The following is a 15,893-nucleotide window of genomic DNA, read 5'->3' as shown; positions in this document are numbered from 1 at the left end:
GGCCGGGGACGGCTCCCCGTCGCCCCGTCCGCGGCGCTCAGCCCACGAGCATCAGTATGAAGAGGCCGAGACCCAGCAGGATCACCGATCCCACGATGATCGTCGGAGAGCCGACCGCCAGGACCAGTACCTCCACGGCCAGCGCGCCGCCGAAGGCCCCGACCAGCCAGGGCCAGCGCGGCCCCGGCTCCCAGCCGTGGCGGCGTTCCCGTCCGAGCGTGATCAGGAACGCGGCTCCGGTGAGCAGCCAGAACGCCAGGTGGGCGAGCGCACGGGTCTCCGGTTCGACGTAGTCGGCCATCCCGCCGACCACCATCACGTAGGTCATCGTCCCCGCGAGCAGCCGCCAGTGTCCGCGTCCCCTGTGGGCCGGGATGACCTTGCGCCGGGCCGGCGTGGTGCGCCGGAAGCGCTCGGCCGCGACCAGGGGATCGTCATCCTCCACCGGTTCGACCGTGGTCTCCGACAGCGGCTGGGCAGGGGGCTCGGGCGGTGGTTCGTACCCACCGGCCGGGTTGGGTTCCTTGGGGGAGGGACGGACGGGTTCCTCGGGGGACTGGTACCCGCCCGGGTACTGGGGGGAGTCGGACACGGGTGATCCGCCCCTTCACGGTCGCGCGGCCGGCCCGGACAGGACCGGGGGTTGATGACCAGGTCCCTACCCGGTGTCGCCCGCGGTCAAATCACCCGCCCGCCGGGCTTCCGCGGCCGCGGTGGAAAGCGGGAGGACACCGTGGAAAGGCGGAGAAAGGAAAAGGGCCCGACCAGGTCCGCGTGAACCGGTCAGGCCCGACACCGGTGAGGGCCCGTGAGAGCCCGTCCGGCGGGCTGGTTACAGCCAGGCCCACCCGCTGTCACGGGCAGTAATAGTGTGCGTGGTCATGGCATCTACCTTTCGTGTGGCTTCCAGCCCATCCCACGACCACGATGGCGTAGAACGCTCTCCGCCCGCAAGCCCTGGAGCCAAATGTTCATCGTTTTATGGCGCGGCCGCCGCCAAGCCCGCGACGGCAACCGGTCAATAACCGACACCCGGACTGTTCTCGCAGTTCGGAGGGCCTTCTATTACCGTTCGCAGTACGCGCTCTCCTCGTTGCCCTGCCAAAACAAGACCACACCATGGCAAAAATATCACCGTCACCATAACCGAGAGCGACGGAGTTCTTATTCAACCACAGACGGAAAGCAGGATATGCACCGAGCGATCGGGAACCGGAACTTGAGGCACCACGGCCGGACACCAGGCAGGATCTGCCGACCGGGATGTCGGAAACCTACTATATGCCCACCTTTGTGAAATAACACCCGTCTCATCCCTACATGACCCTCTGTCATGGCCACACGGCGTCGTGCGCCCCGGCAAGCACACCCCGAACGCCTGGGTGGCTCCGTTTCGGTCATGCACAAAACCGGATATATGCCTTTCCTCTACTCTGCTGGTTCCTCCCCAGGACACCCCTCCGGCGAGCTCCCCAGCACGGCGCCCACACCGTTTTCCACCGATATGCCCGTGGTACCAGTGGGTAAGTTCGTTCGTTACCTCCGCAGTCGGCAAGAACCCCGCCTAAAGTGGAAAGAGCCGCCCCAAGGCGGTGTGCGGGTGACACCGCCGCACGCCCCGGAAGCGGGGACGTGGAGTCTCCCCCCTGGCTGTCATACGCATGGAAGGCACCCCCGTGAGTCCACACCCCCCGACCCCCATGACCCTCACCCCGGGCGTGGAGGACCATCCGCCCGACACCGCTTCCCGCCCCCGCCCCATCCGCGTCATGGTCGTGGACGACCACGCCCTGTTCCGCCGGGGCCTGGCCTCGGTCATGGGCGACGAGGAGGACATCGACATCGTGGGCGAGGCCGGGGACGGTGAGGAGGCCCTCCGCCTCGCCGCCGAGCTCCGGCCCGACGTGGTGCTCATGGATGTGATGATGCCGGGCGCCAGCGGGATCGACGCGTGCTCGCGGATACGCAAGACGGTCCCGCACGCCAAGTTCGTCATGCTGACCATGAGCGACGAGGAGTCCGACCTCTTCGACGCCCTCAAGGCAGGTGCCACGGGCTACCTGCTCAAGGCCATCGGGGTCACCGACATCGCCCGGGTGGTGCGTTCCATCGCCGACGGCCAGTCCTTCATCAACCCGGCCATGGCGACCAAGCTCATCGGGGAGTTCGCCGAGCTGGCCAAGCAGGAGAGCGCCCCGCCCAGCCGCCCGACCATCCCCGAGCTGACCCGGCGCGAGACCGAGGTACTCAAGCTGCTGGCCCGGTCCCTGAACAACCGGGAGATCGGCGAGCGGCTCTTCATCACCGAGAACACCGTGAAGAACCACGTGCGCAAGATCCTGGAGAAGCTCCAGGTGCACTCGCGCACCGAGGCCGCCATCTACGCCGTCCGGGCCGAGTACGTCTCCGGCCACTGAGCCGGCTCCGGCACCGGCCCCGGCGGGGCCGCCGCCGAACCCCGCGGGCGCCCGGCCCTCAGAGCGCCGCTCCGCCGACGATGAGTCCCGCACCGGCCCCGACCAGGCCCAGGACCAGGCTCGCCCCGCCCAGTCCGATCAGGACCCTCAGGCGGTTGGGTGCGCCAGGATCCCGGCCGATCACCGACAGGAAGAAACCAGCGGGCATCAGGATGGCGGCCACCAGGACGAGGTCCCCCGTCTGACGGCTCCAGTCGGGCACTGTGGGCTCGTTGAGCAGCAGGCGCACCACGAGTCCCAGGATCACCAGGACGCCCGCGTGCGCGTGCCCAGCGCGGAAGTAGGCGCGCTGGAGCTCGTTGGCGGACACCCCGCCTCCGACCACCCGGAGCAGGAAGGTGCCGCCGTAGGCGATGCCGACGACGGTCAGCAGGATCACGCCGGACGAGACGAGTTGGGCGGAGGACATGTCTACTCCTTCTCAGGGGGTCTTCGCGGGCCGAAGAGCAGTCCGGCGCTGCGACGGGTGATGGTGAGCAGATCAGTGTCCTGGAACAGCTGCCTGACCCCGGAGCCGTCGAGGTTCCCGGTCAGGGCGAGCGTGGCGATGCCGTGCACGATCGACCATCCCGCGACCACGGCGGCGGCCGCGTCCTCGACCGCTCCGCCGTCGTCGGCCAGGGAGTCCACCCCGGTGCGCAGCTCGCCGAAGGCGGCCGCCCGCGCGGCGTCCAGCTCCCCGTCGTCCCCGCTCAGCAGAGTGGGGGCGAACATCACGTCGAAGTGCGCCGGGTGCTCGGTCGCGAAGCGCACGTACTCCACGCCCGCGTCCAGGAAGTCGCCGCCCGACTCGCGGTTGGCGCGCAACCGGTCGGCCAGTTCGCGGAAACCCTCAGTGGCCAGGGCGTTGAGCACACCCTCCCGGCTGCCGAAGTGATGCCGGGGAGCGGTGTGGCTGACCCCGAGTTCGGCCGCCAGCGAGCGCAGGCTGAAGGAGTAGGGCCCCTCCCTGCCGATGACCTCCGCCGCCTTCTCCAGGACCGCGGCCCTGAGGTTTCCGTGATGGTATCCGTCTGCCATACCCGGAACTATACGGCGGTAAGTTACCGCTGTAAAGATCCTTTCGGGCGACGTCGCCCCGGGAACGGAGGATGCGCGGAGTACGCTGAAGGGGTACCGGCCCTCCCGCGACAGGGGATAGCCGCTTCGCCGGTGACACTCGAGGCTCCGGTCCGGAAACGACCGCCCGCCGCAGGGAACAGCATCACCCCCGGCCCGGAGCCCTCACCGGCGACGCCTGAGAACAGCCGTCGCCGTGCGCTGCCGGGATACGGCATGAAGAAGGCCCCGTTCCAGAAATGGAACAGGGCCTTCGATCTTCGGTGGAGCTATGGGGATTTGAACCCCAGACCCCCTCGATGCGAACGAGGTGCGCTACCGGACTGCGCCATAGCCCCGAAGACGAGATCCAGACTAGCAGGAAACCGGGAGTGGTCAGAACGGCGCTTCTCCGCCCCGGGGCACGGGTCAGTCCCCGGCCGCCCTGAGCCGTGCGTCCGCGTACTGGTCGTAGACCTGGCTGCTCCGTTCCCTGAAGGCGATCACCTGGGCCTCGCGCTCGGCGTCCCGCAGCCGCTCCTCCTCGGCCTGGCGGGCGCGCAGGACCGCACGGCGACGTGCGCGCAGGACCGCCTGCCCGCGCTCGGCGTCGGCCTTGGCGGCCTCCCTGAGCAGGGTCAGGTGACCGGCGAGCAGCAGCACCGGCGGGACGGTCACCCACCAGGGCCCCAGGCCGAGCACGACGGCCACGACCGTGGAGGCGTTCACCAGGACCAGCGCCGCCGTGCGGCGGCGACGGCGGGCGATGATACGCGCGCGTGGCTCGGAGGCGGCGCGGTACCGTCCCGGGCGCGGCGCCCCCTTGCGGGCCCGCGGCGTTTCCGCGGGGCCGGTGTCGTACTCGCCGCGGTGCAGGACCTGGGTCTCGGTGGCGTCCGGGCCGTCCCCGTCGTCCATGCGCTCTTCGGGGCCGTCCCCGAACTCCTCACGCGAGGACGCCTCGGCCTCGTCCTCCTCGCGGCGCTGGTCCTCGTGGACGGTGTCCACGGAGTCCTTGCGCAGCAGCATCGGCACAAGGACTATGAGCCACACCACCACGATGGCCAGATACAGAGGAGAGCTGCTCATCACCCCTCCTCACGATGACGGCCACCGGACGTTGATCGACACTTCGTCGACACCGCGCCGCGTGGAACTTCCAAGAGGAGAGATGCTCCCCTCCGAGGCGTCGCTTCCGGTCCTCCCCGGACTCGGAACGATTCCTGTGTGCCATATCCACGCGTTGCCCGCATCGTCAATGCGTCTATGTTCCGCACGGTACGACCCCGTGTCCATAAATGCGCCACATTCTGACCGGAGTGTCGCAAGATTGTGGACCCTCAGTTTCGGTCGTCCCGTCCTTGGATGCGAAAACGCAGGTCAAACCTCGACTGCGGAGTGCAGCGCCAATTCAACGCAAAGTAATGAATCAATGTCACTAAAGCAGGGTTTAAGTTCCGGATGCGTCCGTGATGGTGCCACGTTCAGTTCGGCCCCGAGTGCGGACTCGCCGGATCGCGCGGATCCTGGCCGCCGTTCGGGCCTTGAGACCCCAAAGCGGAACCGGGAACGCCTCCGGACCCAGCGGATGGCCCCGGAGGCGTTCCGTGGCGCCACCGGTACATCAGCCCCTGGGGTACCTCCTCAGCAGTGATGGCGTAGCAGATGTGGTCGCGCCAGGCCCCGTCGATGTGCAGCTGGCGTCGGCGCACCCCCTCGTCCCGAAAGCCCAGCTTGGCGACCACACGTCTGCTCGCCCGGTTCTCGGGCCGGACGTTGGCCTCGATCCGGTGGAGCCCGACGCGGAAGAAGGAGTGGTCGACGGCCAGCGCGACCGCCGTCGGAGTGATGCCGTACCCGGCGTAGGCGCTGTCGATCCAGTACCCCACCTGCGCCGATCTGGCCGAGCCCCACACGATCGCGCCCACTGTGAGCTGTCCGACGAACTGGTCGTCATAGGTCACCGCCCAAGGCATGGACAGGCCCTGCCGGGCCTCTCTGCGGACGGACTGGAGCATCGAGACGTAGGGCGTGAGTCCGGTGGTGCGCAGCGGCATCTCGGGATAGGTCGGCTCCCACGGACGCAGCCACTCCGCGTTGCGCGCGCGGGTGTCCCGCAGCGCGGCGGCGTCGCGCAGCCGCAGGGGTCGGAGCGCGACCGGTCCCTCCTTCAGGGTGACGGACCACCCTTGTCTGCGATTCACGACCGTCCCTTCGATGCCCTTGGCACCGTAACCCACCGGTGCGGCACCGGACGCGGAGGCGTCGGCCCTCCGCAGCCGGTGGCTGACTCCAGTATTCCATCCCCGGGGCGCGGCATGTCGTACATCACTCCGGCAAGGTAAGAATCGGATGATTCCTAACTCCAATACTCCCGTACCGAAAACCCGTGGCAACCCAAGGAATTATCAAGGGACGGAATGCCCGAGATGTGATTCCGGTCATTGTTCGGTGTCATTCGGTCCGGACGTGGTCCCCGCCGCGCAACTGGTCCACCGCGTGCCCGAGCACCGGTGCCAGCACGTCCATCCCGTCGCTGGCACCGCCTCTGGAACCGGGAAGGTTCACCACGAGCATCCGGTGCCCGCCGCGCTCGACGATCCCCGCCAGGCCCCGCGACAGGATCGCCGTGGGAACACCCTTGTCCCGGCCCGCGGCCCGCAGCGCCTCGGCGATCCCGGGGATCTCGTAGGACAGCAGCGGACGTGTGGCCTCAGGTGTGTGGTCGTGCGGGGTCAGACCGGTCCCGCCGGTGGTCACGACGGCGTCGACCCGCTCTCTCAGGGCCCGGACGATCGCCTCCGCCACCGGCGCGCCGTCGGGCACCACCCAGGGGCCCACGACCGCGCAGCCGAGCTCACGCAGGCGCTCGGCGACCACCGGCCCGGAACGGTCCGGGTAGACGCCCGCCGCCGCCCGGTTGGACGCCGTCACGACCGCGACGTGGGGAACGCGGTCCCCCGACTCACTCACCGCGCCTCCAGTCGCCCTTCTTGCCGCCGGTCTTCTCCTCGACCCGCACCCGCGTGACCTCGGCCTCGGGGTCGATCGCCTTGACCATGTCGACCAGCCCGAGAGCGGCGGTCATGACACAGGTGAGCGCCTCCATCTCCACCCCGGTGCGGTCGGCGGTGCGTACCGTGGCGCTGATCTCCACACCCTCGTCCACGACGGTGAGGTCCACGTCCACGCCGTGCACGGCGATGGGATGGCACAGCGGCACGAGGTCGGGGGTGCGCTTGGCGCCCTGGATCCCCGCGATCCGCGCGACGGCCAGGGCGTCGCCCTTGGGCACCTCTCCCCCGCGCAGCGCGGTGACGGCCTCCCGGCTGAGCAGCACCCCGCCCGTGGCGGTGGCGGTACGCGCGCTCACCCGCTTCCCCGAGACGTCGACCATGCGCGCGTCCCCGGATCGGTCCAGGTGGGTGAACCCGGAGGGGTGGTCGGCCCCCTCCGGCCGTGGGGTGTCGGTCATCGTCCCGCCAACTCTCAGCTCGAACACGGGACGCGGTCGGATCAGCCGCGTCCGGGCGCACCGGAGCGCGCCACCACGACCGTACGACACCCCGGTGACGCTCCGCCCGCCGATCCCCGGGGCCTCCGGGCGTTCCGGGGAGAGGGGGATGCCTCCCGCCGGAAGATCGCACCCGTCACACCGGCAACGTTTACGGTCAGCACTCTCTAGGCGGGTTCGGGCAGGCGCAGTACTTGCACGGAGGCTCCCGCGGCCAGCTCGGTGACCTCCTCAGGCACCACCACGAACGCGTTGGCCCCGGCCAGCGCGGACAGCTGGTGCGAGCCCTGGTGGAGCGCCGGAGCCACCGTGTAGCCGGCGCTGGGGCCGTGCGGGGACTCCTCCAGCACCCCGCGCAGGAAGGAGCGGCGCCCCTCGGGGGAGGTGACCGGCGCGGTGAGGACGGCCCGCGTGCTCGGCAGCGGAGCGGGGTCGAGGCCGCGCAGTCTGCGCAGCGCGGGACGCACGAAGACCTGGAAGGACACGAAGGCGCTCACCGGGTTACCGGGCAACGTGATGATCGGGGTCCGGTCCGGACCGATCGTCCCGAAGCCCTGGGGCTTGCCGGGCTGCATCGCCACCTGGGTGAACTCCACGGTGCCCTGGCGGGTGAGCACCTCCTTGACCACGTCGTAGGCGCCCATGCTCACCCCGCCGGTGGTCACGATGATGTCGGCGCGCACCAGTAGGCCCTCCAGGGTGTCGAGCACCGTCTCCGGGTCATCACCGACGAAACCGTGGCGATGGACCTCGCACCCGACCTCCTGGGCGGCGGCCGCGATCATGAAGCTGTTGGACTCCCAGATCTGGCCGGGTCCGAGCGGACGCCCGGGTTCGACCAGTTCCTCACCGGTGGAGAGCACCATCACGCGGGGGCGCGGGTACACGGGCACCGAGCGGCGTCCGACCGCCGCCAGGACGCCCATCTCTCCGGGACCGATCCGCGCACCGGACCGCAGTACGGTGGCGCCCTCGGTGACGTCGTCACCGGCACGGCGCACGGCGTTGCCCACCTTGACCGGACGGTCGACGGCCATCCTGGCCGTGCCGCCGTCAGTCCACTCGACCGGGACAACCGCGTCAGCCCCGGAGGGCATGGGCGCGCCGGTCATGATGCGGGCGCACATGCCCGGCAGGACCGCGGTCGGGGAGGGGTCCCCCGCCGGGATGTCGGCTACCACCGGCAGCCTTACGGGGGTGTCGGGGGCGGCCGACTCCAGGTCGGCGGCGTGCACGGCGTACCCGTCCATGGACGAGTTGTCGAAGCCCGGCAGCGACACGGGCGAGGTGACGGCCTCCGCCAACACGGCGCCGTGCGCCTGGAGCAGGTCCAGTTCGGACGGCTCGGGTTCGGCGGTCAGAGCCAGGACATCGGCGACGTGCTGTTCGACGCTCTTCACGGTGTTCCTCCCGGTTCGCGGTTTCTTGGTGGCGCGTCCCCCGCGCCTCGGGAGACGTCCCACGCCCCATTCTTGCCGCGTCCGGCCCTCAGCGCGGCGGTCCCGGCCCCCTCGCGCCCCGTTCGTCGGCCGGGGGCGCTGGTCAGAGCACCGCCGGACCCTCAGGAGCGTCCCGCCTCCTTGCGGTCGACGAAGTCGCGCAGCCAGGGCAGCAGCTCCTCGGCGAGATCGGGGCGGCGGCAGGCGAAGTCCACCACCGTGCGGATGTAGTCGGCCTTGTTGCCGGTGTCGTAGCGGCGGCCGCGGAACAGGACACCGTGCACCGTGCCCCCGTCCTCGGGTTTGCGCCGGGCCAGCTCACGCAAGGCGTCGGTGAGCTGGATCTCGCCGCCGCGTCCGGGCGGTGTCTCGTGCAGGACGGGAAAGACCGCCGGGTCGCAGACGTAGCGGCCGATGATCGCCCAGCGGCTCGGCGCCTGCTCCGGTGCGGGCTTCTCGACCAGGTCGGTGACGGTGACGACGTCGTCCTCGTCGGTGGGCTCGATGCCCGCGCACCCGTACAGCGACACCTGTTCAGGCTCCACCTCCATGAGCGCGACGACGCTACCGCCGTGCTTCTCCCGGACCTCGATCATGCGGCACAGCAGGTCGGCGGACTCGATGAGGTCGTCGCCCAGCAGCACGGCGAACGGGTTGTCGCCCACATGCGCCTCCGCGCACAGCACGGCGTGGCCCAGGCCGCGCGGCTCTCCCTGGCGGACGTAGTGCATCTGGGCGAGGTCGCTGGACTCGCGCACCGACCGCAGGCGCGCGCTGTCCCCCTTGGCCTCCAGGGCCTCCTCCAGCTCGTAGGCCCGGTCGAAGTGGTCCTCGATGGAGCGCTTGCTGCGGCCCGTGATCATCAGTACGTCCTGGAGGTCGGCGGCGACCGCCTCCTCCACGACGTACTGGATCGCGGGCTTGTCCACGATCGGCAGCATCTCCTTGGGCGTGGCCTTGGTCGCGGGCAGGAACCGCGTGCCGAGGCCGGCGGCGGGCACGACCGCCTTCGTGACGGGTACCGGACCGGAGGGCCGCTTCTGGTTGGTGGAGTCGTTCATGTCGGCACCTTAGGCCAGTCCCCCGCCATCTCGGCGTCCCCACACACTGGCGGGTGTCAAGAAGTTCCGGCGGTTTCGGGCGAAGGAGAGGGAATCGCCATCCGGTGTTCACCGCACGTGGTAACCGGCTGGGCGGACGGCCCGGGCCGCGGCGGTGCCACACTGGGGCCATGGAAGAGAGCGAACGGCGCGCGGCCAAGCGGCGGCTGCGTGAGGGGTTCCTGGAGCGGCGGCGGGCTCGCGGCCCCGAGGACCGTGCCCGGGTCGGCTCGGCGGTCCGCGACACCCTCATGGGCCTGCCGTGGCTGGCCATGGGCGGAACGGTCGCTTGCTACTACTCCGTCGGCGGCGAACCCGACACCCGCAAGCTGGTGACGGCGCTGTGGAAGCGCGGCACGTACGTGTTGCTGCCCGTGTTCCTGCCCGGCGGCCACCTGGACTGGGCGGCCTTCGACGGACCGGACACCCTGGCCCCGGCGGGGCACGGACTGCTGGAGCCGGTCGGCCACCGGTACGGGCCGGAGGCGCCGGCCCGGGCGGACGCGGTGGTCTGCCCGGCGCTGGCCGTGGACCGCCGGGGAACACGGCTGGGGCGCGGCGCCGGATGCTACGACAGGGCCCTCGCCCGCAAGGGTCCGCACGCCCCCGCGATCGCCCTGGTCCACGACGAGGAGTTCGTGGAGTCACTGCCCGCTGAGCCGCACGATCTCCCGGTGGACGCCGTACTCACCCCGGAAGGCGGCCTGCGGGTGTTCGACGCGGGCGTGTGGCCCGGAGAACGGACCTGAACGGGATGAATCCCACTCCCGGAAGCGTTGTCGCTGGCGGTCGCGCGACGACGATCCGGCATCCTGCCCCCGGCGTCCGTCCGTGTTCGGTGCCAGACCCTGTTACGGCTCCGGTCGGCGAGCGCGTACTATTTAGCAGTCAACGGGCGAGAGTGCCAGCAAGGAGGACCCGAACAGTGCCTACGTACCAGTACGCGTGCACCGAGTGCGACGGCCAGATGGAGGTCGTGCAGAGGTTCAGCGACGACGCACTGACCGTCTGCCCCGAGTGTGAGGGACGCCTGCGCAAGGTGTACTCCGCCGTGGGCATCGTGTTCAAGGGCTCCGGCTTCTACCGCACCGACAGCGGGAAGAGCTCCAACAGCTCCGTACTGACCGGCTCCGGCGAGGGCAAGGACGGCGGCGACTCCACGGCCTCCGACTCCTCGTCCTCCTCCGACTCCTCGTCCTCGGACGCCAAGGGCTCCTCCGCCGGCTCCGAGCCCAGCACCAAGAGCACGTCCGGCAACAGCTCCAGCTCCAGCAGCACCACCGCAGCCAGCTGAGCGACCGGGCCGTTGACCGCCACCGCGCCGCCGAGGACTCGGCGGCGCTTGGCATGTCCTGCCCCACGGGGTGAGGACACGCGCTCCGCCGGCGTCCCGCCCGGAGGACCGTCCCTGACAAGGGCCTGTGGACAACGCCCGAACGGCCCCTTCGCGGCCTAGCGTTGAACCATGACCGAACCCCCTCCCCCCTACCGGCACCGCCGTGCGGTCATCCGCCTCCTGGACCGGTACCGGCGCGTCCTCGCCGCCCTCCTGACCGCCGCTGCGCTCGTCAGCGCCGTCCTGGCCGTGCGACCCCTCCCCGAGCCCACCACCCGGGTCCTCGTCGCCTCCCGTGATCTCGACGCCTCGGCTCCCCTCGCCGAACGCGACCTCGCCGAACTGTCCCTCTCCACCGGCGCCGTGCCGAGCGGCGCCCTGGCGGCCGACGCCCCGACGGCCGGATCCCTCCTCAACGCCCCGGTACGTCGCGGCGAGGTGATCACCGACGCCCGCCTCTCCGATCCGCCCGCGCGCCCGTACGGGACCGACCTGGTCGCCGCCCCGGTCCGGGTCGCCGATCCCGGCACGGCGGGCCTGCTCTCCCCGGGCAGCCGGGTGGACGTCCTCGCCGCCGGCGGCCACGACGAGTTCGCGCCCGCCCGTGCGGGACCCGCCGTGGAGGTGGTCAGCGACCGTCCCGTCCTCGCCCTTCCGGACGGGACCGGCCAGGGCGGCGAGGGAGGCGCGCTGATCCTCATCGCCGCCACACCCGCCGAGGCCAGGAGCCTGGCGGGCCACGCCACCGCCTCACGGCTGTCCGTCACCATCCGCGGTTGACCGCCGGTCCGCGCGGGGCACGGGGCCGACCGTGCGTCACGCGGGCCCTCCCCCTGCCGCTCCGTCCACGCATGTTCGCCGCGCACGGTCAGGGTGATAGAAGTACCACGCACAGTAAGCGCTCCGCCCCGGCTTCCGGGGCAGAGCACTCGCGCCAACGAGAACAAGTTCGACAAGGCTGTCCCATGCAAGGCTTCAAGAAGTTCCTGTTCCGGGGAAACCTGGTGCAGCTGGCGATCGCGGTCGTGATCGGCTCGGTCTTCGCCAACCTCATCGACGCGTTCACCGAGGGATTCATCACCCCGCTGCTCGGGATCTTCGGCGGTGCCCCCGCCTTCGGCGACCTCTACTTCGAGGTCAACGGGAGCCGCTTCCTGTACGGGGCGTTCATCGACGCGCTGATCTCGTTCCTGATCACCGCCGCGGTCCTGTACTTCCTCGTGGTCCTGCCCGTCGCCAAGGCCCTGGAACGGTTCGCCAGGGCCGAGGAGGCCACCGTCCGCGCGTGCCCCCACTGCTTCAGCGAGATCGACAAGAAGGCCACCCGGTGCGCCGACTGCACCAGTGAGGTCGTCCCGGAAACCGTCTGAGGAGGGGCCGACGGCATCGGGGGGCGGCCCCGTGCGGGCCGCCCCCGGAGGCCTCAGCGCTCGTACTCCCAGTGCCAGGGCTCGAAGGGGCTGGACTTGGCCCAGGCCGGATGGTGCCATCCGAAGTCCGCGCCGTTGGCCTCCATCCAGTTCCAGCGCTCGGACTGGTAGTTCTGGATGCCGCAGCCCAGGTCGAGCGCCTGTCCCAGTCCGTGGTTGCTCGTACCGGGTACGGCCGCGAAGCCGGGCGCCACCTGCGCGAAGACTCGGTGCTGGTTGGGCAGGTCGCGGTAGGCGCTGGTGATGCACATGTTCTCGCCGTACTCGGCCACGTACCTCGAATTGAGCTGGAGGAAATCCACGGCCGCGTCGGCGCGCAGCTGCTTGTCGTCGTAGAGGTCGCAGAGGGCGTCCGAGGGGAGCAGGCCGTTGGCCGCCCCCTCGGCGTTCGAGGCCGCCGCCGGGTCGCAGTCGCCGGCGGCCATGTAGGCGTCCGGGTCGATACCGCGCTCCTCCAGCTCCGAGACCAGCTCGTTCGTGGTCTCCTCGGAGCGCTCGCGCAGCCGCTCGATGTCCGCGGCGAGTTCGACCTCCTCCAGCTGGGTGGTGGTCTGCAGCTCCTGCGCCTGGCTCGCCAGCTCCGTCTGCTCCTCGCCCAGGTCGGTGGCGTCCTGGATGAGCGCCTGGTTGTCCTCGGAGATCTTGGCCGCGTAGGACTGCATCTGCAGGTCCTCGGTGAGCGACCCCTCCGCCAGCACGGCGAGCATGCCGCCGTCGGGCTGCTTGTACAGGGTGCTGGCCAGCTGGGCCAGCGGTTCGCGCATCTCGCCGAGTTCGAGCTCGGTCTGCTGGAGCTCGTAGAGGGTGTCGATCAGCTCCTCCTGCGCCTCCTCCAGCGCCTCCTGGCGCTCGACCTGCTCCTCGGTGGCCTCCTCGAGCTCGTCCGAGGCGGCCTCCGCCCGCTGACGGAACTCCTCCAGGCTTGCCTCGGCGGGGTCCAGCGCGGCGGCGGGCACCGGGGCGACGAGCAGCGCGGTGACGACCATGAGGGTCACCGCCTGGGCGAAGCGGACGCGGTAGGACATCGCGAAGGCGGTCAGCACCCCGCTGTTACCCGGTACGCGGGACCTGCGCCGCGCCGCATCAGAAGTGAACGGCACGAATGATCCTCCGGCTGCTTTTCCTCGAACACCTACCCGTGACCGCAAGGCAACGTACTACATGTCCACATGCGGCCACACAGGGTCGTTCCCCCGAACGAGGAGGGCCGTGCGCGGGCTCCCGCCCGTGCCACCGCCCTCTGTCCCCGTCTTTGGAGAAACACCTGGTCATCACTGCACAGACCGAATCCGTGCCCCGGCTCCCACGGCGACCGGGGGTACACATGTGGCCATAACACGACAAGTGCCATGAACAACATCACACCGCACCAGGACAACCAATCGTAAGTCAGCGTACTCTGCCATGCACGCAGAGTCCCCCAGTCACACCCGCCAGGCGGGGACCGACACCCCATCCACGGCCATTCTGAGTTAGGCTTGGTCCGGTGACGAGGTAGGAAATACCTCCGTCAGACCCATGGCTCCATAGCTCAGGGGATAGAGCACCGCTCTCCTAAAGCGGGTGTCGCAGGTTCGAATCCTGCTGGGGCCGCCCCTGTGACCTGGGGTTTCTCTCGAACGAGAGACCCCAGGTCGCTGATCTGGCCTCAGTTTCCAGGTCATCCCCATAGTGCTTCTCCCATCCGGTCCCCTCGCCGCGGGTGGGTGGGTTCGTCGCCAGCGTGCACGCCATGAGCGGTCCGCGACATCCGCGTGCGGCCATGAACCGCTGGATCGTCCCGGAATCGTCATACCCAGCACCGCCAGCAGTGCCCCAGCGGGGCGGCACCCATCGTGGACCCGGCCGTCCCACCACAGCAGCAGCGATCAGGACACCGTCGGTATCCGAGGTGGGGCGGGGACAACCCGGCAGAAGGCATGTGGTGTCGGCCAGGGCATCGCGGCCTCGGTGGCGATGTGCCGCAGCCGCCCCAAGAGGCGGTAGGTCTGGGGCGGGCTGCGATAGGGCATCGGTGGTGGGTCGGCCGGTGTCGAACGCCTCTACCTGTCAAGAGGAACGAGAAGGGCGTCTGCGCTCACCTTCATGGAGTGCTTTTCGTCGCGCTGCGCGGAGTCTGGACATCAGACCAGCGCGGTCGGTCTTCCCGACCGATTTCGATCAGCGCCGCATCCGGCGCGGGATGTCCCGGTTCCTGAACAGGTGACTGCTCGTTCCCCGGCGTGGACGGAACTGGTGGCCTTCGTGCACCCCGCTTCCGCCCCAACGCTGGGGACGAGGTCGTTCCTAGGGTTTGCGCGCCACTCCGCCGTACTGGTCCAGGCCGCGGCGGGTGCCGACCTCGATGGGAGCGGGACGCCACAGCGGGCAGGGCACCACGCCCGGCTCCAGCAGTTCCAAGCCCTCGAAACGTGCCGCGATCTCGTCCGGGCTACGCAGGAGGTAGGGGACCGCGCCCTGCTTGTTTCCGGCCTCGATGGCCTCGTTGTAGGCCTCGCTGGTGTTGCTGCCGTCATAGCTCGCCAGGTAGCTGCCCGATGGCAGGGCGTCCACGAGACGGCGCACGACCGGCAGGACCTCCTCGTCGGGAACGTGCCCCAGGACGCCCATGAGCATGAGCGCGACGGGTCGCTCGAAGTCCAGGCTCTGGGCGGCCCGCTGGAGGATCGCGTCGGGATCGCGCAGGTCGGCGTCGATGTAGTCGGTACCACCCTCGGGGGTACCGACCAGCAGGGCCCGGGCGTGCGCGAGGACGAGGGGGTCGTTGTCCACGTAGACCACGCGGCACTCGGGGGCGATCGACTGGGCGACCTCGTGGGTGTTGTTGGCGGTGGGCATCCCGGTGCCGATGTCGAGGAACTGGCGGATGCCCGCCTCACCCGCCAGATGGGTCACCACACGGATGAGGAACTCCCTGCTGGTGCGGGCCAGGTCCACGATCTCCGGGAAGCCCGCGGCGACCGCGTCGCCCGCCTCCCGGTCGATCGGGTAGTGGTCTTTGCCGCCCATCCAGTAGTTCCAGATCCGGGCCGAGTGGGTCCGGGTGGCGTCGATCCGCTGCGGGTGGTCCGCGCTCGCGGGGGTGGACGAGGACGCGTGATCGGTCATGGGGTGGCTACCTCGCTGCACAGGGGGTTCATGTCACGGAGCGGGCGATACCGGTGCTCATCCATCGGGCGGTCCCGCCCCGGCCGGGTCTACTCGCACCGATGGTATACACACCGTGCACGCACGCCCCCGCGGCCATGACCGGGTTCCTCTTGTACCGGAGCACCGTTTCAATGCGGCGAAGAAGTCCACCGGTTGTGTGTGAGCAGATATCACGCATGACGTGAGCAGGTATTTCTTGCTCGCCTCCTGCTCATTTCCTGCGAAGCGCATCGTGCTCCACGGAACTTCCGACGTCGTGAAGGGAGCTCATTCATGGCGCACTCAGACCATCCGTTCGGGATGCTTCGACGTGCTGCGTCACGGACCGCAGGAGGTCACCGACCCGCTTCGGCACCACCCCTCGCCCTGTCTCGTGCGGATGAGGCGACCTGGACGGTGACCGTGGCTG

16 protein-coding genes and 2 tRNA genes are annotated in these 15,893 nt (G+C 69.8%); 6 read left to right on the top strand and 12 right to left on the bottom strand.

Annotated features, from left to right (window positions below; genetic code table 11):
- Nucleotides 1–37: 37 nt before the first annotated feature.
- Nucleotides 38–592 (bottom strand): hypothetical protein, encoded by a 555-nt coding sequence (locus AC0T5L_RS24375; protein ID WP_476167820.1) that lies wholly within the window; start codon nt 590–592, stop codon nt 38–40.
- 1,084 nt (nt 593–1,676) lie between these two features.
- Between AC0T5L_RS24375 and AC0T5L_RS24370 the strand changes: the two genes are divergently transcribed.
- A complete protein-coding gene (locus tag AC0T5L_RS24370) occupies nt 1,677–2,417 on the top strand; it encodes a response regulator (protein WP_476167819.1) in 741 nt (246 codons plus the stop codon).
- Between the two features lie 58 nt (nt 2,418–2,475).
- Here AC0T5L_RS24370 and AC0T5L_RS24365 read toward each other — a convergent pair whose 3' ends face one another.
- The 9 genes from AC0T5L_RS24365 to galU form a co-directional block, all read right to left on the bottom strand.
- Nucleotides 2,476–2,886 (bottom strand): hypothetical protein, encoded by a 411-nt coding sequence (locus AC0T5L_RS24365; protein ID WP_476167818.1) that lies wholly within the window; start codon nt 2,884–2,886, stop codon nt 2,476–2,478.
- Nucleotides 2,887–2,888: 2 nt separating this feature from the next.
- Nucleotides 2,889–3,497, bottom strand: a complete 609-nt coding sequence (locus AC0T5L_RS24360; protein WP_476167817.1) for a TetR/AcrR family transcriptional regulator — start codon at nt 3,495–3,497, stop codon at nt 2,889–2,891.
- A gap of 303 nt (nt 3,498–3,800) precedes the next feature.
- Nucleotides 3,801–3,874: transfer RNA gene (locus tag AC0T5L_RS24355), tRNA-Ala, on the bottom strand.
- A gap of 70 nt (nt 3,875–3,944) precedes the next feature.
- Nucleotides 3,945–4,604, bottom strand: coding sequence for a divisome protein SepX/GlpR (gene sepX / locus AC0T5L_RS24350; RefSeq protein ID WP_476167816.1), 660 nt, complete (start codon nt 4,602–4,604; stop codon nt 3,945–3,947).
- Nucleotides 4,605–4,999: 395 nt separating this feature from the next.
- On the bottom strand, nt 5,000–5,719 hold the full coding sequence (locus AC0T5L_RS24345; protein WP_476167815.1) for a GNAT family N-acetyltransferase: 720 nt from the start codon (nt 5,717–5,719) through the stop codon (nt 5,000–5,002).
- A gap of 250 nt (nt 5,720–5,969) precedes the next feature.
- The gene (locus AC0T5L_RS24340) at nt 5,970–6,488 is read right to left on the bottom strand and encodes a MogA/MoaB family molybdenum cofactor biosynthesis protein (RefSeq protein WP_476167814.1); all 519 of its coding nucleotides are present in this window, start codon (nt 6,486–6,488) and stop codon (nt 5,970–5,972) included.
- Complete coding sequence (moaC, locus tag AC0T5L_RS24335) at nt 6,481–6,990, bottom strand: cyclic pyranopterin monophosphate synthase MoaC (RefSeq protein WP_476167813.1); 510 nt, start codon at nt 6,988–6,990, stop codon at nt 6,481–6,483. Before moaC ends, AC0T5L_RS24340 begins: the two co-directional genes overlap by 8 nt.
- Nucleotides 6,991–7,196: 206 nt before the next feature.
- A complete protein-coding gene (gene glp, locus AC0T5L_RS24330) occupies nt 7,197–8,429 on the bottom strand; it encodes a molybdotransferase-like divisome protein Glp (RefSeq protein ID WP_476167812.1) in 1,233 nt (410 codons plus the stop codon).
- A 161-nt stretch (nt 8,430–8,590) separates the two neighbouring features.
- On the bottom strand, nt 8,591–9,529 hold the full coding sequence (gene galU / locus AC0T5L_RS24325) for a UTP--glucose-1-phosphate uridylyltransferase GalU (RefSeq protein ID WP_476167811.1): 939 nt from the start codon (nt 9,527–9,529) through the stop codon (nt 8,591–8,593).
- Between the two features lie 170 nt (nt 9,530–9,699).
- Between galU and AC0T5L_RS24320 the strand changes: the two genes are divergently transcribed.
- The 4 genes from AC0T5L_RS24320 to mscL all read left to right on the top strand — a co-directional run bounded on the left by AC0T5L_RS24320 (nt 9,700) and on the right by mscL (nt 12,274).
- The gene (locus AC0T5L_RS24320) at nt 9,700–10,317 is read left to right on the top strand and encodes a 5-formyltetrahydrofolate cyclo-ligase (protein WP_476167810.1); all 618 of its coding nucleotides are present in this window, start codon (nt 9,700–9,702) and stop codon (nt 10,315–10,317) included.
- A gap of 176 nt (nt 10,318–10,493) precedes the next feature.
- On the top strand, nt 10,494–10,862 hold the full coding sequence (locus tag AC0T5L_RS24315) for an FmdB family zinc ribbon protein (protein WP_476167809.1): 369 nt from the start codon (nt 10,494–10,496) through the stop codon (nt 10,860–10,862).
- A 171-nt stretch (nt 10,863–11,033) separates the two neighbouring features.
- On the top strand, nt 11,034–11,684 hold the full coding sequence (locus AC0T5L_RS24310; protein ID WP_476167808.1) for a CpaB family protein: 651 nt from the start codon (nt 11,034–11,036) through the stop codon (nt 11,682–11,684).
- A 185-nt stretch (nt 11,685–11,869) separates the two neighbouring features.
- On the top strand, nt 11,870–12,274 hold the full coding sequence (gene mscL, locus AC0T5L_RS24305) for a large conductance mechanosensitive channel protein MscL (RefSeq protein WP_476167807.1): 405 nt from the start codon (nt 11,870–11,872) through the stop codon (nt 12,272–12,274).
- Between the two features lie 53 nt (nt 12,275–12,327).
- On the opposite strand, the gene AC0T5L_RS24300 is transcribed toward mscL, so the two are convergent.
- Nucleotides 12,328–13,434 (bottom strand): D-alanyl-D-alanine carboxypeptidase family protein, encoded by a 1,107-nt coding sequence (locus tag AC0T5L_RS24300; protein ID WP_476167806.1) that lies wholly within the window; start codon nt 13,432–13,434, stop codon nt 12,328–12,330.
- A 420-nt stretch (nt 13,435–13,854) separates the two neighbouring features.
- On the opposite strand from AC0T5L_RS24300, the gene AC0T5L_RS24295 reads away from it, so the two are divergent.
- Nucleotides 13,855–13,927: transfer RNA gene (locus tag AC0T5L_RS24295), tRNA-Arg, on the top strand.
- Nucleotides 13,928–14,620: 693 nt separating this feature from the next.
- Here AC0T5L_RS24295 and AC0T5L_RS24290 read toward each other — a convergent pair.
- Complete coding sequence (locus AC0T5L_RS24290; RefSeq protein WP_476167805.1) at nt 14,621–15,442, bottom strand: SAM-dependent methyltransferase; 822 nt, start codon at nt 15,440–15,442, stop codon at nt 14,621–14,623.
- Nucleotides 15,443–15,893: the final 451 nt, after the last annotated feature.

This window comes from Nocardiopsis sp. TRM 82005 (genome assembly GCF_056312425.1).
This window is presented reverse-complemented; position numbering and strand designations above follow the sequence as displayed.

Excerpts from the sequence above, each read along its gene's own strand:
- AC0T5L_RS24365 (WP_476167818.1), bottom strand. The coding sequence starts at position 2,886 with ATGTCCTCCGCCCAACTCGTCTCGTCCGGCGTGATCCTGCTGACCGTC.
- AC0T5L_RS24360 (WP_476167817.1), bottom strand. The coding sequence starts at position 3,497 with ATGGCAGACGGATACCATCACGGAAACCTCAGGGCCGCGGTCCTGGAG.
- sepX (WP_476167816.1), bottom strand. The coding sequence starts at position 4,604 with ATGAGCAGCTCTCCTCTGTATCTGGCCATCGTGGTGGTGTGGCTCATA.
- moaC (WP_476167813.1), bottom strand. The coding sequence starts at position 6,990 with ATGACCGACACCCCACGGCCGGAGGGGGCCGACCACCCCTCCGGGTTC.
- galU (WP_476167811.1), bottom strand. The coding sequence starts at position 9,529 with ATGAACGACTCCACCAACCAGAAGCGGCCCTCCGGTCCGGTACCCGTC.
- AC0T5L_RS24320 (WP_476167810.1), top strand. The coding sequence starts at position 9,700 with ATGGAAGAGAGCGAACGGCGCGCGGCCAAGCGGCGGCTGCGTGAGGGG.
- AC0T5L_RS24310 (WP_476167808.1), top strand. The coding sequence starts at position 11,034 with ATGACCGAACCCCCTCCCCCCTACCGGCACCGCCGTGCGGTCATCCGC.
- mscL (WP_476167807.1), top strand. The coding sequence starts at position 11,870 with ATGCAAGGCTTCAAGAAGTTCCTGTTCCGGGGAAACCTGGTGCAGCTG.
- AC0T5L_RS24290 (WP_476167805.1), bottom strand. The coding sequence starts at position 15,442 with ATGACCGATCACGCGTCCTCGTCCACCCCCGCGAGCGCGGACCACCCG.